At 66.9% G+C, this 20,429-nt stretch carries 20 protein-coding genes; 9 read left to right on the top strand and 11 right to left on the bottom strand.

From position 1 onward, the window contains the following. Window positions 1-110: 110 nt before the first annotated feature. Entirely contained in the window at window positions 111-794 is a 684-nt protein-coding gene (locus tag U0023_RS08140) for a YggS family pyridoxal phosphate-dependent enzyme (protein ID WP_009490649.1), read from the top strand. Window positions 795-801: 7 nt separating this feature from the next. Here U0023_RS08140 and U0023_RS08135 read toward each other — a convergent pair whose 3' ends face one another. Genes U0023_RS08135 through U0023_RS08125 form a run of 3 tightly spaced genes read right to left on the bottom strand, consistent with a single transcriptional unit; the run spans window position 802 to window position 2,486 of the window. Further along, complete coding sequence (locus tag U0023_RS08135) at window positions 802-1,308, bottom strand: hypothetical protein (RefSeq protein WP_009490648.1); 507 nt, start codon at window positions 1,306-1,308, stop codon at window positions 802-804. After that, on the bottom strand, window positions 1,272-1,454 hold the full coding sequence (locus tag U0023_RS08130; RefSeq protein WP_154660995.1) for a hypothetical protein: 183 nt from the start codon (window positions 1,452-1,454) through the stop codon (window positions 1,272-1,274). Before U0023_RS08130 ends, U0023_RS08135 begins: the two co-directional genes overlap by 37 nt. Window positions 1,455-1,490: 36 nt before the next feature. Continuing rightward, window positions 1,491-2,486, bottom strand: a complete 996-nt coding sequence (locus U0023_RS08125) for an aldo/keto reductase (protein ID WP_009490647.1) — start codon at window positions 2,484-2,486, stop codon at window positions 1,491-1,493. A 120-nt stretch (window positions 2,487-2,606) separates the two neighbouring features. Here U0023_RS08125 and U0023_RS08120 point away from each other — a divergent pair, with 120 nt between their 5' ends. Both U0023_RS08120 and U0023_RS08115 read left to right on the top strand, forming a co-directional pair. Continuing rightward, on the top strand, window positions 2,607-3,497 hold the full coding sequence (locus U0023_RS08120; protein WP_009490646.1) for a LysR family transcriptional regulator: 891 nt from the start codon (window positions 2,607-2,609) through the stop codon (window positions 3,495-3,497). 316 nt (window positions 3,498-3,813) lie between these two features. After that, window positions 3,814-5,328 (top strand): ABC-F family ATP-binding cassette domain-containing protein, encoded by a 1,515-nt coding sequence (locus U0023_RS08115; RefSeq protein ID WP_009490645.1) that lies wholly within the window; start codon window positions 3,814-3,816, stop codon window positions 5,326-5,328. Between the two features lie 182 nt (window positions 5,329-5,510). Here U0023_RS08115 and U0023_RS08110 read toward each other — a convergent pair whose 3' ends face one another. After that, the gene (locus U0023_RS08110; RefSeq protein ID WP_009490644.1) at window positions 5,511-6,044 is read right to left on the bottom strand and encodes a L,D-transpeptidase family protein; all 534 of its coding nucleotides are present in this window, start codon (window positions 6,042-6,044) and stop codon (window positions 5,511-5,513) included. Between the two features lie 235 nt (window positions 6,045-6,279). Here U0023_RS08110 and U0023_RS08105 point away from each other — a divergent pair, with 235 nt between their 5' ends. Further along, on the top strand, window positions 6,280-6,966 hold the full coding sequence (locus U0023_RS08105; RefSeq protein ID WP_009490643.1) for a response regulator transcription factor: 687 nt from the start codon (window positions 6,280-6,282) through the stop codon (window positions 6,964-6,966). 6 nt (window positions 6,967-6,972) lie between these two features. Further along, window positions 6,973-7,467 carry a cyclic nucleotide-binding domain-containing protein gene (locus U0023_RS08100; protein ID WP_009490642.1) on the top strand — a complete coding sequence of 165 codons (495 nt, stop codon included), beginning with the start codon at window positions 6,973-6,975 and terminating at the stop codon, window positions 7,465-7,467. Window positions 7,468-7,479: 12 nt separating this feature from the next. Here U0023_RS08100 and U0023_RS08095 read toward each other — a convergent pair whose 3' ends face one another. The 4 genes from U0023_RS08095 to U0023_RS08080 form a co-directional block, all read right to left on the bottom strand. Next, window positions 7,480-9,189, bottom strand: a complete 1,710-nt coding sequence (locus U0023_RS08095) for a methyl-accepting chemotaxis protein (protein WP_009490641.1) — start codon at window positions 9,187-9,189, stop codon at window positions 7,480-7,482. Between the two features lie 87 nt (window positions 9,190-9,276). Continuing rightward, entirely contained in the window at window positions 9,277-10,092 is an 816-nt protein-coding gene (gene xth / locus U0023_RS08090) for an exodeoxyribonuclease III (protein WP_009490640.1), read from the bottom strand. Between the two features lie 142 nt (window positions 10,093-10,234). Then, a complete protein-coding gene (locus tag U0023_RS08085) occupies window positions 10,235-11,158 on the bottom strand; it encodes an outer-membrane lipoprotein carrier protein LolA (RefSeq protein ID WP_009490639.1) in 924 nt (307 codons plus the stop codon). A 99-nt stretch (window positions 11,159-11,257) separates the two neighbouring features. Beyond that, window positions 11,258-13,852 (bottom strand): FtsK/SpoIIIE family DNA translocase, encoded by a 2,595-nt coding sequence (locus U0023_RS08080; protein WP_009490638.1) that lies wholly within the window; start codon window positions 13,850-13,852, stop codon window positions 11,258-11,260. Window positions 13,853-14,007: 155 nt separating this feature from the next. Here U0023_RS08080 and U0023_RS08075 point away from each other — a divergent pair, with 155 nt between their 5' ends. Genes U0023_RS08075 through U0023_RS08065 form a run of 3 tightly spaced genes read left to right on the top strand, consistent with a single transcriptional unit; the run spans window position 14,008 to window position 15,983 of the window. Continuing rightward, window positions 14,008-14,388, top strand: a complete 381-nt coding sequence (locus U0023_RS08075) for a hypothetical protein (RefSeq protein ID WP_009490637.1) — start codon at window positions 14,008-14,010, stop codon at window positions 14,386-14,388. 41 nt (window positions 14,389-14,429) lie between these two features. Next, window positions 14,430-15,365 (top strand): DUF1775 domain-containing protein, encoded by a 936-nt coding sequence (locus U0023_RS08070; protein ID WP_009490636.1) that lies wholly within the window; start codon window positions 14,430-14,432, stop codon window positions 15,363-15,365. Between the two features lie 15 nt (window positions 15,366-15,380). After that, window positions 15,381-15,983: an SCO family protein gene (locus tag U0023_RS08065; RefSeq protein ID WP_009490634.1), complete on the top strand. Its 603-nt coding sequence runs from the start codon at window positions 15,381-15,383 to the stop codon at window positions 15,981-15,983. A gap of 189 nt (window positions 15,984-16,172) precedes the next feature. Here the strand turns inward: U0023_RS08065 and U0023_RS08060 are convergent, their stop codons facing one another. The 3 genes from U0023_RS08060 to tesB all read right to left on the bottom strand — a co-directional run bounded on the left by U0023_RS08060 (window position 16,173) and on the right by tesB (window position 18,956). After that, complete coding sequence (locus U0023_RS08060; RefSeq protein ID WP_009490632.1) at window positions 16,173-17,516, bottom strand: ammonium transporter; 1,344 nt, start codon at window positions 17,514-17,516, stop codon at window positions 16,173-16,175. A 34-nt stretch (window positions 17,517-17,550) separates the two neighbouring features. Continuing rightward, window positions 17,551-17,889, bottom strand: coding sequence for a P-II family nitrogen regulator (locus tag U0023_RS08055; protein ID WP_009490630.1), 339 nt, complete (start codon window positions 17,887-17,889; stop codon window positions 17,551-17,553). Window positions 17,890-18,095: 206 nt separating this feature from the next. Next, window positions 18,096-18,956, bottom strand: coding sequence for an acyl-CoA thioesterase II (tesB, locus tag U0023_RS08050; RefSeq protein ID WP_009490628.1), 861 nt, complete (start codon window positions 18,954-18,956; stop codon window positions 18,096-18,098). A 190-nt stretch (window positions 18,957-19,146) separates the two neighbouring features. On the opposite strand from tesB, the gene U0023_RS08045 reads away from it, so the two are divergent. Then, window positions 19,147-20,412 (top strand): ubiquinone biosynthesis hydroxylase, encoded by a 1,266-nt coding sequence (locus U0023_RS08045; protein ID WP_009490626.1) that lies wholly within the window; start codon window positions 19,147-19,149, stop codon window positions 20,410-20,412. Window positions 20,413-20,429: the final 17 nt, after the last annotated feature.

Raw genomic sequence — 20,429 nt, 5'->3', positions numbered from 1 at the left:
CGTCATTGATCAGCGAAGCGGCTTGCGCCGCCGGGTTGCGGCGGACTAGGACACAGCTCTCCGGCGCGGTCAACGGTTTCGCGCGCGGGAGGCGGCTTAAAGAGGATCCCATGAGCGAGAACGACGCAGTCGAAGGTCTGAGACAGGTCCGGGAGAGCATCCGGCGCGCGGCCTCGGATTACGGCCGCGATCCGGCCGCGATCACCCTCGTGGCGGTTTCGAAGACCTTTCCGGCCGAGGCGATCGAGCCCGTGCTCGCCGACGGCCAGCGGGTCTTCGGCGAAAACTACGTCCAGGAGGCCAAAGCCAAGTGGCCGGCCTTGCGGGAGCGCTATCCCGACGTCGAACTTCACATGATCGGCCCGTTGCAATCGAACAAGGCCAAGGAGGCCGTGGAGCTCTTCGACGTGATCCACACCCTCGACCGCCCGTCTCTCGCGGAGGCACTGGCCAAGGAGATCGCCAAGCAGGGGAGAAAGCCCCGGCTGCTGGTGCAGGTGAACACGGGAGAGGAGCCGCAGAAGGGCGGCGTGATCCCGGCCGAGGTGGACGCTTTTCTCGAAGCCTGCCGTGGCCGTTACGGCCTGGAGATCGACGGCCTCATGTGCATCCCGCCGGCGGAGGACGCGCCGTCGCCCCATTTCGCCCTGCTCAACACCATTGCGAAGAGGCATGGATTGAAGCTGCTCTCCATGGGGATGAGCGCCGATTTCGACGCTGCGATCCAGCTCGGCGCCACCCATGTTCGGGTAGGCAGCGCAATCTTCGGGGCAAGGCCGAAGGCGAAACTTTGAGACTCCGTCAATCGACCATCAGGACGCCGTTGAACCGTTTCGCTTTCCTGTCCCAGACATAGAGGACGGTTCGACCATCGCTGATCGCGAGGATACCTGGGTTTTTGAGCGTTACGCGACCTGGATAGCCCGCGCATTCATGGAACTCGCGAAAGGCGTTGCCGCAAATCGTGTTCCAACGACCGGGCTTCGCGACCCTAAGGCTATCCGACGGCTCGATACTGTCGGGATCGATCACATGAACCTGGCCGTTCAGGACAGCGATGAGGCCGCGGGAACCATTGGACTTCCGGACCGCGATCAGCGCCTTGTCCTTGCGCCCATCGCCGTCGAAATCGGCCTCGATCATCGCAGGATCGATGGAACCGGCAGGGGTGTCCCCAATGCGGCTCTTCTCCTCCTCGGCCGTGAGCGGGCGCCAAGGACCGAGATCCTGGGCCGAGGCGCCTGTGGCGATCGACCAGGTGAGGCCCAGTCCTAGAACGGCCAGGATTGTTTTACGTCCTTGATGCATGGAAAGCCGATCATCCACGATTGGGCGAGAAAGGCCAAGCGGTTGACATCGCGCAACCAGCGCTTCGTCATATCGAATTGCTCGTGAAGGAAGCGAGCTTCAGCCACCCCGATGCCGTGAGGTTTTCCGCTTTTTGCGAGCGTCATCACCGGCACAAGGCCGGTGATGACGTGGCGGGTCGTTTAAGCCCTCTCGCTGTCCAGCATGGCCATCTGGGCCGTGGGGTAGCGGTCGCCGGCGGCGGCCCCCTTGGGGACGATCCGCTCGATGGCCGCGAGATCCTCCTCCGTCAGCGTCACGTCCAGCGCCCCGAGGGCCTCGTGAAGCCGGTCGCGGCGACGGGCCCCGATGAGCGGGACGATGTCGTCGCCCTGAGCCGCCACCCAGGCGATGGCGATCTGAGCGACGCTGACGCCCTTCGTCTCGGCCAGGCGCCGCAGGCCTTCGACCAGCGCCAGGTTCTTCTCCACGTTGCCTTCCTGGAAACGGGGAGAGTGGGTGCGGAAATCCCCCGGCCCGGTCGCGGCGTTGCTCCAGTGGCCGCTGATCAGGCCGCGCGAGAGCACCCCATAGGCCGTGATGCCGATCCCGAGTTCGCGGCAGACGGGCAGAATGCTCTCCTCAGGCCCGCGCGAGATCAGGGAATATTCGATCTGCAGGTCGCAGATAGGGTGCACGGCGGCGGCCCGGCGGATGGTCTCGGGGCCGACCTCGGAGAGGCCGATATGGCGCACATAACCCGCCTTCACCATGTCGGCGACGGCCCCGATCGTGTCCTCGATGGGAACGTTCGGATCGAGCCGCGCCGGGCGGTAGATGTCGATGTGATCGACCCGCAGGCGCTGCAGGGTGTAGGCCAGGAAGCTTTTGACGGCCTGCGGCCGGGCGTCGTAGCCGAGCCAGGCGCCGGTCGGATCGCGCATGGCGCCGAACTTCACGCTGATGAGAGCCTGATCGCGGGTGCGGCCCTGAAGCGCCTCGCCGATGAGCATCTCGTTATGACCCATGCCGTAGAAATCGCCCGTGTCGAGCAGGGTGATGCCGGCCTCGAGCGCCGCATGGATGGTCCTGATGCTCTCGAGCCTGTCGGCCGGTCCATACATGCCCGACATGCCCATGCAGCCGAGGCCGAGAGCGGACACGGAGGGGCCGGTTTGTCCCAAGCGGCGATGTTGCATCTGCTGATCTCCTGAAAAGGGTTGGCCGGCGGTTCTACGTCGGCATGAACGGATCATGCCCGCTTCCGGTTCGTGCGATAATCCGGCATAGCCGGAACAGGCTGTTTGGATTTTCGAACAATGAGCGATGTGGATCTGGCGGATCTCGAAGCCTTCGCGGCAGTCGCGCGGGCGCGCAGCTTCCGCAGCGTGGCACGGCTGCGCGGCGTCTCGGCCTCGACCCTGAGCGAAGCCCTCCGGCGCCTGGAGTCCCGCCTCGGCGTGCGCCTCCTCAACCGCACGACCCGCAGCGTCACCCCGACGGAAGCGGGCCAGAGGCTGCTGGAACGATTGAGCCCGGCCTTGAGCGAGGTCGCGGCCGCGCTCGATGCGGTCAACGGCTTTCGCGACTCGCCGACCGGGACGCTGCGGCTCAACGTGCCCACGGCGGTGGCCCGCCTGGTGCTGCCTCCGATCATCGGGCCGTTCCTGACAGCCCATCCCGGCATCGCCCTGGAAGTGACCACCGAAGACAGCTTCGTCGATGTCCTGGCGGCCGGGTTCGATGCGGGCATCCGCTATGACGAGCGGCTGGAGAAGGACATGATCGCCGTGCCCATCGGCCCGCGCGTGCAGCGCTTCACCGTCGCCGGTGCGCCGGCCTATTTCGCCGCGCACGGCCGGCCGACGCACCCGCGGGACATCCTGAACCACGCCTGCATTCGCCATCGCTTCGCCAGCGGCATCATGCATCCCTGGGAGTTCGAGCGCGACGGCGAGGTCATCAAGATCACGCCGACCGCGCGGGTGATCGCCAACAGCATCGACCTGGAGGTCACGGCCGCGATCCAGGGGCTCGGCTTGATCGCCACCTTCGCGGGCTTCGTGGAGCAGGAACTGACGAGCGGCGTCCTCGAGCCGGTGCTGGAGGACTGGCTGCAGCCGTTCTCGGGGCCGTTCCTCTACTACCCGAGCCGCCGCCACATGCCCGCGCCCCTGCGGGCCTTCGTGGACTTCATCAAGAAGCGGTAACGTCCCGAGTTTGCATCCCAGGCCCATTCCGGTTAAGCTTGCGTTCTCGATCGCCATTTGAACCAGGGAGGGCTGCATGTTTGAAGCGATGCATCAACGCAAGTTCGGCCCCTGGCACGCCCTGCAGCAGCTCGTTGCAGGGCCGGCCATCGAACGGATCTGACAGCCATCCCTCTGTCTCCATCTCATTCTGGTCAGCTCTGAACGGCTCATCGCGCCCGAGGCTCCGCAAGGATCAGGCGCGCCTGACACCTTCCAGACTCTTCGCGCTTCCGATGGCCTATGCCCGAGCGCGCCGCACCAGTGAGATTTCCCCATGGCCGCCTTGAGCCTTCGCAATGTCACCGTCATTGCCCACACGCCCCTGTTCCGCAACCTGAACCTCGTCATCGGCGAGGGCGACCGCCTCGGTCTCGTGGCCGCCAACGGCGCCGGGAAATCGACCCTTCTGAAATGCATCGCCGGTCTTGTCGAACCGACCGAGGGCGACATCGTCCGCCCGCGGGGCCTGAGCGTCGCGCTCGTGGAGCAGGACGTTCCGGCGAACCTCCTCGACCTGTCCCTTCACGACATGCTGCTCACGGCCCTCTCCGGCGACGAACACGCGAGCGAGGAATGGCGCGTCGACATGGTGCTCGACGAGTTCGAGGCGCCGGACGATCTGCGCACCCTGCCGATGCGCGCGCTCAGCGGCGGCTGGCAGCGCCTTGCGCTCATCGCGCGGGCGTGGATCACGCAACCGGATCTGCTCCTTCTCGACGAGCCCACGAACCATCTCGATCTCGAAAAGCTCTTCAGGCTGGAAGCCTGGATCAATGCGGCGGGTTACACCGCGCCCATCGTTGTGGCGAGCCACGACCGGGACTTCCTCGATGCCTGCACGACGAAAACCCTCTTCCTGCGGCCGGAGGAATCGGTGGCCTTCGCGCATCCCTATCGCGGTGCCCGCGCCTTGCTCGATGCACACGATGCGGCGGCGCAGACGCAGCGCGACAAGACACTGCGTGAGGTGAAGCGCCTGCGCCAGAGCGCATCGGCGCTGCGCAATGTCGGCATCAACAGCGGCAGCGACGCGGCGCAGGTCAAATCCGCCCAGATCAAGCGCCGCGCGGACACGCTGGAGCAGGCCGCGCGTGCCGTGCACAAGGAGCGGCCGGGCGAGATCAGGCTCGCCAATCGCGGCTCCCATGCGCGGGTGCTCGTGGCGCTGGAGAACGTCGCCGTGCACGCGCCCGACGGGCGAAAACTCTTCACGGTTCCGAAGCTCGATGTGGCGCAGGGCGAGCGCATCGTCGTTCTCGGCCGCAACGGCGCGGGCAAGTCGCAATTCGTGCGCCTGCTGCACGGTGCGATGACGCAGGCGGATGGCCTGCCGGGCATCCGCGTCAGCCCGAGCCTCGCTCTCGGCTATGTGGATCAGGACATGGGGCAATTGCCGCAAGGCGCGACCGCGCACGACTTCATCCTGTCGCGCTTCCGCCTCGGCGATCAGCGCAGCCGCGCGGTGCTGGCGGAAGCGGGCTTCACCATCGAGCGACAAGGCTTGCCCATCGCGAAACTGTCGCCGGGCCAGAAGGCGCGACTCGGCCTTCTGGCGCTTCGCCTGTCGGAGCCGAACGTCTATCTCATGGACGAGCCCACCAACCACGTGGACATCCCGGGCCGCGAACAGCTGGAAGCGGAAATCCTCGACCAGCAGGCCACCTGCATCGTCGTGTCCCACGACCGCAGCTTCGTCAAAACCATCGGCACGCGCTTCCTGCTCATCGACAAGGGCCGGCTGCGCGAGATCGACGGGCCGGAGACGTTTTACGACACGGTAACCGGGTGAGGCATCTCGGCACTGAGACCCGCCACGTCGTCACCGGCCTTGTGCCGGTGATCTCGATCCGAAGAGCACCACCGGTGTCATTCCCGGCCGAAGCGCAGCGGAGGGGAAGGGAATCCACGATCAGGCGCAGAGCCTTGGATCCCCTTCCCGCACTTCGTGCGCCGGGGATGACAACGCGGCCTCTATCCCACGATCTCGATCCGCGTCCTCGGCCCGATCCGCTCCAGCAGGCGGCGGATCATGCGCTTGTCGACGGCGACGCAGCCTTCCGTCGGCAGGAAACCCGGGCGGGCGAGGTGGAGGAAGATGGCGCTGCCGCGCCCCTTAACGATGGGGCTGCGGTTCCACGCGATGTCGAGCACCACGTCGTAGAGGTGGTCGTCCCGCCACATCGTCTCATGGCTGGTCGGGCAGGGCAGGGGAACGAGGCGGTTGTAGCGGCGGTCCCTCACGTCGTCCGACCAGCCGTCGCCGGGGCGGATCGGCTTCAAGCCGAGGCCGGTTCGGGGGCGCGGACCGCGATCGGGCCGGTAGAAGGCCTGCAGGATCCCGAAGCGCCCGACCGGGGACGCGCCGTCGCCCTCGCGCTTGGCACGACGCGTGCCGGATCGTCCCAGAGCGCAGGGGATCACGAGGTTTCCGGCTTCGAGCCGCCCGCGCCGGTGGTCGAGCGGGGAGCGGAAGACTCGGATGACATTGACGCGAGAACGTTTCATCGGCAGTGGAAGGGACGGGAGGTCCCTCTTGTTGTCAAGCTGGGAATGACTACTCTTATGCGTCGAGCGTGATCCGAAGCTCAAGGCTCGCGCGGGCGAAAACCGGGCGGCGATGGTCGAACCGGATCGTGCGCGGCGACAAGAGAGCGAACGAACCGGCTTGAGGCCTGGGGGTTTTTCGCTATTGGAAGGCCGCTTCTGCCATTTCGCGGTTCCTCGTGTTGAAGGGTTTGAGATGTCGAATGCCAGCCGCCTCCTCGTCGTCGATGACGATCAGGACCTGCGCGACACCCTAGCCGAACAGCTCGGATTCTATGACGAGTTTCAGGTTGCGATCGCCGAGACGGCCACGGGGGCCATCGAGGCGGTGAAGGGGGACCGGATCGATCTCGCCATCATGGACGTGGGCCTGCCCGACATGGATGGGCGCGAGGCGGTCAAGGTCATGCGCCAGAACGGCTTCCGCAGCCCGATCATCATGCTCACGGCCCAAGGGTCGGACGCCGATACGGTGATGGGCCTGGAGGCCGGCGCCAACGATTACGTGGTCAAGCCGTTCAAGTTCGCCGTGCTGCTCGCCCGCATCCGGGCGCAACTGCGCCAATACGAGGCGAGCGAGGACGCGGTGTTCCAGATCGGCCCCTACATCTTCCGCCCGGGCTCGAAGCTGCTCACCACCGACAAGGGCTCCAAGCTCAAGCTGACGGAAAAGGAAACGGCGATCCTGCGCTATCTCTACCGCGCCGGTCAGGCGGTGGTCGGGCGCGACACCCTGCTCACCGAGGTCTGGGGCTACAATTCCAACGTGACCACCCACACCCTCGAGACGCATATCTACCGCCTGCGCCAGAAGATCGAGGCCGATCCGTCCAATGCGAGCATCCTGGTCACGGAGCCCGGCGGCTACAAGCTGGTGCCCTGACATCCCATGGCGCTCGACGACGATATCGCGGTCTTGAGCCAGGCTCCGCTGTTCAACCTGCTGGGGCGGGATGCCCTGCGCCTCGTCGCCTTCGCGTCCGAGAGCCGGACCTATCGGGAAGGCGACGTGCTGTTCCGCAAGGGCGACCGCTCGGATGGGGGCTATGTGGTGAGCCGCGGCGCCATTGCGCTCGACGCCGGCGAGAGCGGCTCGTCCGAAGCCTTCGTGGCCGGTCCGGGCTCCCTCATCGGGCAGGCGGCCCTGTTCGCCCGCATCGAGCGCCGCGCGACCGCCACCGCCCGCGAACCCTCGGCCATCATCCGCGTCAGCCCCAGCCTCATGCGCCGGGTGCTGGAGGAGTTTCCGGATGCCGCCACGGCGATCCAGGACGTCATGGCGGACGAGCTGGCCCGCCTCACGGAAGGCCTGGAGCGGGTCCGCCAGCAGCTCATCGCCATCGACGGCGAGGAAAACCCCTCGAAGACGCCGGACGAGACGTGAGGGGAAGCCCCCTCACGCGGCTTTCACGTCCGACAGGAAGACGTCGACCTCGCGGCTGAGATTTTCCGCATAGCGGGCGAGTTCCTGGGCCGCGCCGAGGACCTGCGTGGCCGCGGCGCCGGTTTCGCCCGCACCGTGCTTCACGCTGTCGATGCTCTCCGTCACCTGGCCGGTGCCGCGGGCGGCCTCCTGGACGCTGCGGGAGATCTCGCCCGTCGTGGCGCCCTGCTGCTCCATGGCGGCCGCGATCCCGGTCGAGATGGCCGAGATCTGGTCGATGATGGTCTGGATGCCGTGGATGGCCCCGACGGCCTCCTGGGTGGCCCCCTGGATCTGGGCGATCTGCGAGCCGATCTCCTCGGTGGCCTTGGCGGTCTGGGTCGCGAGGTTCTTCACCTCGGAGGCCACCACGGCGAAGCCCTTGCCGGCTTCGCCCGCGCGGGCCGCCTCGATGGTGGCGTTGAGCGCCAGCAGGTTGGTCTGGGCGGCCAGGTTGTTGATCAGCGTGATCACGTCGCCGATACGCTCGGCGCTGCTCGACAGGGCCTGCACGATGCCGTTCGTCCGCTTGGCGTTCTCGACGGCTTCGAAGGAGATCTGCGAAGACTGGTTGACCTGCCGGGCGATCTCCCGGATCGAGATCGACATCTCCTCGGTCGCGGCCGCGACGGTCTGCACGCTGCTCGAGGTCTGCTCGGCGGCGGCGGCCACGCTGACGGATTGCCGGTTGGTCCGGTCGGCCGTGACCGTCATGGTCTGGGCGGTCGCCTCCATCTCCGAAGCGGCCGCGGCCAGCCCTTGCGTCAGGGCCGAGACATTGGCTTCGAAATGGCGGGTCAGCTCGTCGAGCTTCAGGGCGCGCTGCATCTTCGCGTCGCTCTCGGTGGCCTGCTCGGCGGCCAGCCGCTGACGCTCCACATTGTTCTCGCGGAAGATCTCCACGGCCCGGGCCATCTCGCCGATCTCGTTCTTCCAGGCCAGGTAGGGTACCGTCAGGGCGGTTTCGCCATGAGCCAGGCTCTTCATGGTCTGGGCCAGCTTCGGAATGGGCCGGAACAGCATCCGGGCCGACAGGATCGCCGCGAGCGTCAGCACGAGGACGGCCACGAGGGACGCCATCTCCATATGCCACATGAGGCGGTCCGCCGAAGCCTCGAGCGCGGTGACCTGAAACCCGCTCCCGAGGACGCCCAGAACCTGTCCGCTCTGGCCGAAGACAGGCAGGTTCACCAGGAGATAATCGTTCCCGAGGATCTTGGCCTGGCCCACATAGGTGCCGCCCGCCGATACGATCGGGAAGATCACGCCGTTGCGGTCCATGGCCGTGCCGACCGCACGGGAGCCGTCGGGATTGCGCATGTTCGTGGCGCGGCGGATGAAGTTTCCGCTCGAATCCTTCACGAACAGGGTGGCGGGAGCCTGCGTCGCCTCGGCGATCCGGTCGGCAAGCTCGTCGCTGTAGAACACCGCGTCGTCGCTCACCGTGATCCCCGTGACGGCGCCCGTGGCGTCCTTCTTCACGGCGAGGCTGTCGATGGAGCCGCGCAGGATGCCCACGAAGGTCCGCACGTTGGATTGAAGCTGTGCCAGCGCCTTGGTCTGGACGTCCGAGCGGGTCTGAAGGGACACGACCGCGAAGAGAGCGGCGGCGGTCAGCACGACGAACGCCACCATGGCGGCCGTCGTGAGATGGGAAAGCTTTCGATTGGCGAAGAACTGCACTGCTATTTACCTTAGGGAAAGTCGTGCAGAACCTTTCGCAAAGAGCGGTTAACAAGATCTCAAAGGCTTAACCGGCAAACGATCCTTCTATAGTTCAAGCACCGCCGTCACAGGGGCGTGGTCCGAGGGCCGCTCCCAACCTCTGGTGTCGCGGGTGACGTCGATGGAGCGCAGCGTGTCCTTCATGCCCTTCGACAGCCAGATATGGTCGAGGCGCCGGCCCTTGTCGGCCGCCGCCCAGTCGGGCGAACGGTAGCTCCACCAGGAATAGATCTTCTCGGGCTCCGGGCGCAGAACGCGCATGGCGTCGATCCACTCCGCCTCCTGGCGCAGCTCCTCCAGGGTCTCTGTTTCGACCGGGGTGTGGCTCACCACGTCGAGAAGCTGCTTATGACTCCAGACATCATGCTCGAGGGGCGCCACGTTGAGATCGCCCACCAGGATCGCCGGGCCCGCCGTCGGCTTCGCGCGGCTGCCCCAGGAGCGCATCTCGGCCATGAAGTCGAGCTTGTGCCTGAATTTCTCGTTGAGCTCCGGGTCGGGAATGTCGCCGCCGGCCGGGACGTAGAAGTTATGGATCGTCAGCCCAGCCGCCGCCTTGGCCTCGCGGCTCAGGGTCACGGTGATGTGGCGCGCGTCCTGCCGGCCGCACATCTCCATCACGCTCGTTTCGGAGAAAGGGTAGCGGGACAGGATGGCGACGCCGTTATAGCCCTTCTGGCCCATATGGACCACGAAGGGATAGCCGAAGGCCTGCAGGTCCTTGAGGGGCAGCTTGTCGTTCGGGCACTTGGTCTCCTGCAGGCACAGGATGTCCGGGCGGCGCTCCTTGAGGAAGCGGCCCACCTGATCGAGGCGCAGGCGAACGGAATTGATGTTCCAGGTCGAGACGGTCAGTTGCACGGGGGAAGCCCTTCGGAAGATCCCTCCGGGCTACGACAGATTTCGGCCCGAGGGAAGGGCGACATTGTCGTCTCTGCGGAGAAGGGCGCGATGAGTTCCCGTCGCCATTACCGGCCCTGTGCCGTCCCCATGGATTGAGCGACTACTTATTCCCACCCACGAGGATGTCGTACTGGATCTTGAACAGGTCTTGGTCGATCCGGCGGCCGCGCTCGGCTTTGTTCAGGACCACCACGGTCTGGAAGCCCTGCGCGTCGACGATGCGCCACTGGTTCAGGTTTTCCACCTGGGAGTCGAAATAGAGGGTGATGCGCGAGGTGCCGCCCAGGGTCGAGGAATCTTCCAGGCCGATGCGAACCGAATCGCCGTCGTTGGTGATGCCGGTGATGCGGATGTCCCGACCGAGATTGACCTGCTCGCGCAGGAGGAATTTCAGCGGCGTCTGGGAGATGGAATAGAGGTCCTGGGTGGCGAGCTTGCGGTCGCGCACGGCGACCGAGCGCCCGTCGGCGATCACCTGGAGGGTCGCGGGCGGATCGTATTCGAACCGCACCTTGCCGGGACGCTGGAGATAGAGGGTGCCGCCCTGCCGCCGCCCGTCGCCGCCCACTTGCGTGAAATCGGCCACCAGGGTGGTCAGGTTCGTGAAATAGGCGTTCGCCCGCTCCACCACCGCGCTGTTCGGCAGGGGCTGCTGCAGGGCCACGGGCTCCACCGCCGCGGTCACGATGGGTTTAGGCGCGATGGCGACGGGTTCCGATTCCGGGGTCCGCTGGATTTCCGACAGGGCCGGGCGACTCGGCGGCAGGGGAGCCGTCACGGCCAGAACCTGCTCCGCATTGGCCGGTCTCGGGATCACGGGCCGGGACAGCTGAATCTCGGCTGCCGCATGGCTCGCATGGCGGAACGAGGCGGTCGGCAGGTGAGGGAGAGAGGGGCCGAAGGCCTGGGCCGCCGCGGGACGGGTCGGAGCCAGGATCATGTCGATCGGGAGCGTCTGTGCCATGGCCGGCAGAGCACCCGCGAGGAGGGCGGTCGCCAGGCTGACGAGAGGGATGAGACGCATCCGGTTCAATCTCCTTCGGACCATCGTCGCGACGGCTGCTTGGCCATTGCGCATGGCTCAACGATGACGCGGTGCAGCCGCCAAGGTTCCGACGAAGCTTTAATCGTCTCCCATCCCCGGCGTTTCAAGCAGAATCTCGCGTTTACCGGCATGGTTTGCGGGGCCGACGATGCCCTCGTTTTCCATGCGCTCCATCAGGGAGGCGGCGCGGTTGTAGCCGATCTGCAGCCGGCGCTGGATGTAGCTCGTCGACGCCTTCTTGTCGCGCAGCACCACCGCCACCGCCTGGTCGTACAGATCCCCGCCCGGCGCCCCGAACTCGCCCTGGTCGAACACCGGCGCATCGGCGCCGGCCCCGCCGCCCTCGTCCTCCTCGGCCGTGACCGCCTCCAGGTACTGCGGCCGGCCCTGGCGCTTCAGATGCGCCACCACCTTCTCCACCTCCTCGTCCGAGCAGAACGGCCCGTGCACGCGGGTGATCCGCCCGCCGCCGGCCATGTACAGCATGTCGCCCTGGCCCAAGAGCTGCTCGGCGCCCATCTCGCCCAGGATCGTGCGGCTGTCGATCTTCGAGGTCACCTGGAACGAGATCCGGGTCGGGAAGTTCGCCTTGATCGTGCCGGTGATCACGTCGACCGACGGACGCTGGGTGGCCAGGATCACGTGGATGCCGGCGGCGCGCGCCATCTGGGCCAGGCGCTGGATCGCGCCCTCGATCTCCTTGCCGGCCACCATCATCAGGTCGGCCATCTCGTCGACGATCACCACGATGTAGGGCAAGGCATCGAGATCCATCACCTCGTCCTCGTACACCGCCTCGCCGGTCTCGCGGTCGAAGCCGGTCTGCACCGTGCGGGTGATGGTCTCGCCGCGCGCCTTGGCCTCGACCACGCGGGCGTTGAAGCCGTCGATGTTGCGCACGCCGAGCTTCGACATCTTGCGGTAGCGGTCCTCCATCTCGCGCACCGCCCATTTGAGCGCCACGACCGCCTTCTTCGGGTCGGTGACCACCGGGGTGAGCAGATGGGGAATGCCGTCATAGACGGACAGCTCGAGCATCTTCGGGTCGACCATGATCAGGCGGCACTCGGCGGGCGAGAGCCGGTAGACCAGGGACAGGATCATGGTGTTGATCGCCACCGACTTGCCCGAGCCGGTGGTGCCGGCCACCAGCAGGTGCGGCATGCGGGCGAGATCGGCGATCACCGGCTCGCCGCCGATGGTCTTGCCCAGGCACAGGGCGAGCTTCTGCTTCGAGGTCTCGAAGTCCTGGGAGGCAAGCAGCTCGCGCAGGTACACGGTCTCGCGCTTGTGGTTGGGCAGCTCGATGCCGATGGCGTTGCGGCCCTGGACCACGGCGACGCGGGCCGAGACCGCGCTCATCGAGCGGGCGATGTCGTCCGCCAGCGAGATCACCCGCGACGACTTCGTCCCAGGCGCCGGCTCCAACTCGTACAACGTCACAACAGGTCCGGGATTGACCTTCGTGATGGCGCCGCGCACGCCGAAATCCTCCAGCGTTCCTTCGAGAAGGGCGGCGTTCTGCTCCAGCGCCTCGGCCGAGATCGTGGGCGCGGCGGGCCGCTTCGGCTCGGCGAGCAGGTTGAGCTGCGGCAGCTGATAATGCTCCTCGTCCAGCAGGGAGGGCTGCGCCTCGCGGGCCATGCGCTTGCCGGGCTTGGGCGCGGCATGGGCCGGTCCGACGCGCGTGGGCGCCGGCTCGGGCCGGGGCGCCGGACGCGGGGAGGGCGGGGCGTGTCCGTCGTCGTCCCAGCCGGCCTCGTCCTCGTCGTGCATCGGTACGGAAGCCGGCGCGGGTCTCGGACGCGCGGGCGCACCGTCGAGAACCGGCTCCCGACGCAGGCCCGGCTGGCGGGAGGCGCGCTTCGGCTGCGCGGGCGCCTCGTCGTATTCATCGTCCAGAGCGGAACGGCGGCCTTCCTTCCAGCGCCGCGCGGTCGCGCGCAGGCTCATGACGCCATGGGCCAGGGCGCCCAGGGACACGATGCCCCAGCCCGGCTCGTCGTGGCCGATCTCCTCCGCCTCGTCCCAATCCTGGATCTTGCGCCGCCTGAGGGGCTGCGGCTCCTCGATCTCCTCCAGCTCCTCGTGATGCCGCTCCTCGTCCGGCCCGAGGCCGCAGGCGGCCGTGAGGCTGAAAATGGCGAGGCCCGCGAACAGGAAGCCCAGGACCGCGCTGGCCGAGCCGCTGGAGAGGCCCGTGATCGCCTTCGCTCCGGCGAGGATCGCATCGCCGACCACGCCGCCGAGGCCCGTCGGCAGGGGCCAGCTCTGGGTCGGAGGCATGGCGCTGGCCAGGGCGGTCGCGGCACCCGCGCCGATGACCCAGAGGGCCAGGCGCAGCTGCAGGCGGCCGAGATCGCCGGATTTCATCAGGCGCCAGCCCCAGAGCGCCAGGGGCAGCACGGCCGCGATGGCGCCTAACCCCAAGAGCTGCATCAGCAGGTCGGCCACAATGGCGCCGGGCCAGCCGAGAAGGTTGCGGACCGGGAGGTCGGTCGCGTTGTTGAGGCTCGGATCGTCCACCGACCAGGTGGCGAGCGCCACCGCGACCGCGCCGGCGACGGCGATCAGGCACAGGCCCGTCAACTCCTGCGCCCGGCGGGCGAGGAAGGCCCGGAAGGCGCTGAAGAGGCCATCATAGGCGGAAGAAGAACGGCGGGCCGTACGCATCAAACCACTCTAAAAATCCATAGGACGGGACAATCTCGCCAGGATGCTAGAGAAGCCGGGTTAAGGGTCCTTTAACCGTAAGTGCATCGGGCGGAGAAAGTCGCCCGGGCGATCCGATGTTGACGTTCCTCTTCGAAAAGAGGAGTGTCCCGGCCATGACGCGCAGGGCTCCCCGAACCCCTTGGACACGCGCCGCGATCGTGGCGGTGATGGCCTATGCGTTCGTCCTGCAGGCCCTGCTTCTCTCGGTCAGCGGCGCGTTCCACACGGCCGTGGCGGCCGAGACGCAGGAGATCATCTGCCTTCAGGACGGATCCTCCGCGCCGGATCACGGGCCGACGAAGGCCCATCAGAATCTCTGCTGCACCCTGAGCTGTCACGGCCCCGGCATGACCGGGCCCGTTCCCGACACGGCCCTGCCCGGGCGGATCGCGCCCGTCGCCGCCGCGGACGAGATGCCCGCCGAGGCGCCGCATCTGCGTCTCACCTCCAACGTCCTGCCCCTGGGATCGCGCGCGCCGCCGCGTCGCGGCTGATCCGCAATCGCCGATTTCCCAATTCCGCAAGGACTCTTTCCATGACTTCGTCACGCATTGGCGCGCTTGCCGCCGCCCTCATGCTGTCCACGCCAGCTCTCGCCCACGTCACCTTCGAGAACGCCCAGACGGCGCCGAACTCCACCTACAAGGCGGTGCTGCGCATTCCCCACGGCTGCGACGGCAAGGCCACCCTCAAGGTCCGCGTCCGCATTCCCGAGGGCATCATCGCCGTCAAACCCATGCCCAAGGCCGGCTGGAAGCTGGAGACCACCAAGGGCTCGTACGTGAAGGCCTACCAGCTCTACGGCGACGCCGTCACGGAGGGGGTGACCGACATCGTCTGGACGGGCTCCCTCGACGATGCCTATTACGACGAGTTCGTGTTCCAGGCCCGCTTCACCGATGCCTTCCAGCCCGGCGCGACGGTGTATTTCCCCGTGGTGCAGGAATGCGACGGCGCGACCGCGGAATGGACCCAGGTGCCGGCCGCGGGCGAGAACCCGCACAGTCTTGCATCGCCGGCACCCGGCGTGCGCATCGCGGGCGCCGTCACCGCCCCGCAGGTCGTCAAGGCCGGAACCCTCACTCTCGAACAGCCCTGGTCGCGGGCGACCCCGGGCGGCGCCAAGGTCGGCGGCGGGTATGTGAGCATCACCAACACGGGCGCGACGCCCGACCGGCTGATCGGCGGTTCGTTCCCGCTCGCCTCCAAGGTCGAGGTGCACGAGATGCGCCTCGACGGCGACGTGATGCGCATGAAGCCGGTCGAGGGCGGGCTCGAGATCAAGCCCGGCGCCACGGTCGAATTGAAGCCGGGCGGATACCACCTCATGTTCATGGATCTCAAGGAGCCGTTGAAGGAAGGGCAGACCGTCAAGGGCACGCTCGTCTTCGAGAAGGCCGGCTCCGTCGAGGTGGAATACGCGGTGCGCGGCATGGGCGGCGGGACAGCGCCGGCCGAGCACAAGCACTAGCCCGGGAGATCGGCCATGACCATCAAACGTCTCCTCGTGCCCCTCGTCGTGTTCACCGCCGGCCTCCTGGTGCTGGTGGTGACGGCGGGCCTGCTCCTGTTCCCGTCCGGGCAGCAGCAGAGCGCCGGCAAGGTGCCGATCGGCGGCCCGTTCCGGCTCACCAGCCATGAGGGCAAGCCGTTCACGGAGGACAACCTGAAGGGCAAGCCCTTCGTGGTCTTCTTCGGCTTCACCCATTGCCCGGAAGTCTGCCCGACCACCCTCTACGACCTGACCCAGGACATGACGGCCCTGGGCAAGGACGCCGACCGGCTGCAGGCCGTGTTCATCACGGTGGATCCTGCGCGCGACACGCCGGAGCTGATGAAGACCTATCTCTCCTCCTTCGATCCGCGCATCGTCGGCCTGTCTGGAACCGAGGAGGAGATCGCGGCCGCCGCGCGCGCCTACAAGGTCTATTACCGCAAGGTGCCGACCGAGGGTCAGGATTACACCATGGACCACTCGGCGACCCTGTTCCTGATGGACAGCAACGGCGAGTTCTACGGCACCTCCAACTTCCAGGAGCCGGAGGAGACCCGGCGGGCGAAGCTGCGGCAGCTGATCAAGAACGGGTGAGACGCATCTTCGCCGTCCCCTCGTCATCACCGGCCTTGACGTGGCGGGTGTCCCGTCGGCGGCTGCGGATCGGGAACGACACGACATGAACGAGAAAAGCCCCGGCCGCTCGGACCGGGGCTTTCCATGTGAGCCTCTGGAAGGCTTCTTGCCGGATCGCTCGAGTCGAGCCGGGCGATCCGGGTGATCTCAATAATTGTAGGCGCGCTCGCCATGGTCCGCGAGGTCGAGGCCTTCGCGCTCCTGGTCCTGCGTGACGCGCAGGCCGACGATGAGATCGGTGATCTTGTAGAGCACCACGGAGCCGATGCCGGTCCAGGCCAGGGTGATCACCACGGCGATGATCTGGGTCCAGACCTGGCCGCCGATGGAGTACTCTCCGACGCCGTAGCCGCCGAGCGACGGGGCCGCCACGATGCCGGTGCCGATGGCGCCGATGATGCCGCCGACGCCGTGGATGCCGAAGACGTCGAGGGCATCGTCATAGCCCAGCGCGTTCTTCACGCCGGTGACGGCAAAGTAGCAGACCGCGCCGGCCACGAGACCGAGCACGATGGAGCCCATGGGCCCGGACAGGCCGGCGGCCGGGGTGATGGCCACGAGGCCGGCGACCGCACCGGAGGCGATGCCGAGCAGGGAGGCCTTGCCCTTGCCGAAGGCTTCCACGGTCATCCAGGCGAGGCCGGCCGCGGCCGGAGCCAGGATGGTGTTGATGAGCGCGAGAGCGGCCCCGCCCGTGGCTTCCAGGTTGGAGCCTGCGTTGAAGCCGAACCAGCCGACCCACAGAAGGCAGGCGCCGACGAAGGTGAGCGTCAGCGAGTGCGGGGCGAGCAGGTCGCGGCCGTAGCCGACGCGCTTGCCGATCATGAGGGCGCCGACGAGGCCGGCCACGCCGGAATTGATGTGAACGACGGTGCCGCCCGCGAAGTCGAGGGCGCCGAGGCCGAAGAGATAGCCTTCCGAGAACCACACCATGTGGGCGATCGGGAGATACACGAAGGTCAGCCACAGGCCCGTGAAGACCATCACGGCGGAGAACTTGATGCGCTCGGCGAAGGCACCGACGATCAGGGCCGGCGTGATGGCCGCGAAGGTGAGCTGGAACGCGATGAAGGTGAATTCCGGAATCGCCACGCCCTTGGTGAAGGTATCGGCGGTGGAATCCGTGTTCACGCCGGCGAGAAACGCTTTCGAGAAGCCGCCGATGACGGCGCCGATGCCCTCGCCGCCGGACGTGAAGGCGAGCGAGTAGCCGTAGAACACCCACAGGATGGCGACCAGGCTGAACACGGAAAAGACCTGCATCAGCACGGACAGCATGTTCTTGGTGCGCACGAGGCCGCCGTAGAACAGGGCAAGGCCGGGAATCGTCATGAGGATCACGAGGATGGTCGAGACGAGCATCCAGGTGGTGTCACCCTTGTTGACCGTGGGGGCCGCAGCGGCGGCGTCTTGCGCCAGGGCCGGATCGAGGGTCGCGAGGCCTAATCCCAGCGCACCGAGCGCCGGCAGGAGGAGAGGACGGAACTTCATCGGATCTAAACTCCGGAATATCAAAAGAATGGAATCAAAGGGCGTCGATGTCGGTCTCGCCCGTGCGGATGCGGACCGCCCTCTCGAGCGAGGTGACGAAGATCTTGCCGTCGCCGATCTGGCCCGTGCGCGCGGCCGCCGTGATCGCGTCGATCACCTGGTTCACGAGCTCGCTCGCCACGGCCACTTCGATTTTCAGCTTCGGCAGGAAGCTCACGGCGTATTCGGCGCCGCGATAGATCTCGGTATGACCCTTCTGCCGTCCGTATCCCTTCACCTCAGTCACGGTGAGGCCGTGCACGCCGAGAGCGGTGAGCGCGTCGCGCACCTCTTCCAGCTTGAACGGCTTGATGACCGCCATCACGATTTTCATGGGTTAGGCCCCCTTTGAGACGTCCGCCCGATAGCCCGGGCGGCGGTTTCCAACGTGAACCCGGCCTCATGGACGGGTGTCGGGGGGATCTACGCAAGAAGCATGCCAAGCTCTGTCGGCATGCGAAAAGGGCCTCTGCCTCTTTGCTAGGCATCGGAAGCTGGGCTATAAAACAGACATATTGTTGAATTTTTAGGCAGTGCTGGTCAGGTCCGGCGCTCGCGGATCAGCCCCTCCTGGGCAACCGAAGCCACGAGGGTCCCGTCCTGCTTAAAAATGAGTCCGCGCGAGAAGCCGCGCGCACCGCCGGCGCTCGGGGTATCCTGCGCATAGAGCAGCCATTCGTCGGCCCGGAACGGCCGGTGGAACCACATGGCGTGATCCAGGCTCGCCGGCTGGATGTTCGGATCGAAGACCGTTCGGCCATGGGGGAAGAGGGACGTGTCGAGGAGGGTCATGTCCGAGGCATAGGCCAGGACGGATTGGTGGATGGCGGGATCGTCCGGCAAGCGGCCCAGGGTCTTGATCCAGACATGAAACCGCGGCTCGCCCGGATCGCGGGACGTGTAGCGGTTGATCTCCACCGGGCGGATTTCCAGGGGACGCTCGCGCTCGTAATAGGTCCGCATCGGCTCGGGCATCTGGAGGAGCAGCCGGCCCTTCACGTCCTCCTCGCTCGGGAGTTCGTCAGGGCCCGGCACCTTCGGCATCTCGGCCTGATGCTCGAAACCCTCCTCGTCGCGATGGAACGAGGCCGACATGGCGAAGATCGCCTGCCCGTGCTGGATCGCCAGGACCCGGCGGGTGGTGAAGCTCTTGCCGTCGCGGATGCGGTCCACCTCGTAGATGATGGGAACCTTGGGGTCGCCGGGGAGCATGAAATAGCAATGGAGCGAATGGGGGTGACGACCCTCGACCGTGCGGGTCGCGGCGACCAGCGACTGCCCGATCACCTGCCCGCCGAACACGCGCTGCCATCCGCTCTTCGGGCTCTGGCCGCGGAACAGGTTCACCTCGAGCGGCTCGAGGTCGAGGATGGAGAGGAGATCGGAGACGGCACGGGACATGGGTTCAAGGTCCTTCGATCGGCAACAGCCATCCATCGATGAGCGCTTCGAGAAGGTCAAGCTTGACGCTGGTCAATGATTGGCGGACACCCACCTATAACGTTCGGAGCCGGAGAGCGTCCCGGGCCGATGCATTTTCGACCCGCGTAAGCGTTTCCTTCACCGGACAAGGCGTTGAGGAGCAAGAATCATGAGCGCAGCGACGGGAATGGAGGGGCCGCGCATCGTCATTGCGGGCGGAGGGCTCGCCGGTCTGTCGCTCGCGCTGGCGCTGAAGAAGGCGCTCGGCGACGGAATCGGCGTGGTGATGTGCGACCCGGCGCTCAGGCGCGATCCCCACGGAGACAAGCGCTCCTATGCGATTGCCGCGGCGGCACGGCGGATGCTGACGGCGCTCGGGACCTGGGACCAGATCGCCGACAAAGCTCAGCCGATCCTCGACATGGTGATCACCGACAGCCGCCTCCAGGATCCCGTGCGACCGACCTTCCTGACCTTCGCCGGGGAGGTGGATGGGCACGAGCCTTTCGCCCACATGATCACGGCGGGCGACCTGACTGCGGCCCTGCTGGAGGCCTGCCGGGAGAACGGTGTCGATCTCAGGCCGGAGGGCGTGAAAGGTTTTGCCGTCCAAGGCGCCCACACGGAGATCGCATTGGCGAACGGCGAGAGCCTGCCGGCTTCGCTGCTCGTGGCCGCCGACGGGGCGCGCTCGCGCCTGCGGGAGCAGGCAGGCATCGGCTGGATTTCATGGCCTTACAACCAGTCCGGCATCGTGGCGACCATCGCTCATGAGCGCGACCACGAGGGCAGGGCCGTCGAACATTTCCTGCCCTCCGGCCCCTTCGCGATCCTGCCGCTCAAGCCCGAACTCCAGGCCGATGGCAACCTCCGGCATCGCTCCTCCATCGTCTGGACCGAACGCGCCGATAACGTGCCGGCCCTGCTGGATTCAGCCCCGGACGACCTGCTCGTCGAGCTCGAACGCCGTTTCGGGCTCCAGCTCGGCAAGATCGCTTTCGAAACTAGGCCGCAGGCCTTCCCTCTGTCCTTCGGGGTGGCGCGCTCCTTCGTGGGCGAGCGGCTGGCGCTCCTCGGCGACGCGGCCCATGTGATCCATCCGATCGCCGGCCAGGGGCTCAATCTCGGCCTGCACGACGCGGCGGCGCTCGCCGAGATCATCACCGACGCCCTGCGCCTCGGGATGGACCCCGGCGCGGCCGACGTGCTCGACCAATACGAACGCGCACGCCGTGCCGACATCACCGCGATGGGTCTCATGACGGATGGCCTCAACCGCCTGTTCTCGAACGACGTCCTGCCCGTGCGCCTGATCCGCGACCTGGGGCTGGGCCTCGTCGACCGGATGCCGGGCCTGAAGCGCTTCTTCATCCGCGAGGCGGCCGGCCTGCGCGCCGACGAGGCGCCGCGCCTCCTGAGAGGCGAAGCTCTCTGAGCCGTCCGCGGCGGAGG

This window comes from Microvirga lotononidis, from assembly GCF_034627025.1.
GTDB classification, from domain to species: Bacteria; Pseudomonadota; Alphaproteobacteria; order Rhizobiales; family Beijerinckiaceae; genus Microvirga; species Microvirga lotononidis.
The sequence above is the reverse complement of the archived record's forward strand: the minus strand, read 5'-3'. Positions and strand labels throughout refer to the sequence as shown.